At 41.8% G+C, this 237-nt stretch carries 1 protein-coding gene; it reads right to left on the reverse strand.

The window, feature by feature from the left end; translation table 11 throughout:
* A partial coding sequence (locus AAEY75_RS17030) for an FAD-binding protein (RefSeq protein WP_352260359.1) occupies window positions 1–237 on the reverse strand: 237 nt, incomplete at both ends.

Below are 237 nucleotides of genomic sequence, written 5' to 3' on the forward strand. Positions count from 1 at the left end.
TGCCAATACCGTCACCAGTATTAATATAGGCATTAGTCGAAGCTGCGAAGATACGACCCGCACCACCAGTAGCTAGTACAGTAATAGGAGATTGGAATACGGCAACCGTACCCGTCTCTTGTTCAAGAGCGATAACACCATTGATATTACCGTCTTCGTCTTTAATCAAATCAAGCGCAATCCATTCGATGAAGAATTGAGTACCTTGTTCTAGATTTTTTTGATACAGAGTATGCA

It is taken from the genome of Psychrobacter sp. TB55-MNA-CIBAN-0194, from assembly GCF_040309505.1.
Classification (GTDB): domain Bacteria; phylum Pseudomonadota; class Gammaproteobacteria; order Pseudomonadales; family Moraxellaceae; genus Psychrobacter; species Psychrobacter fozii.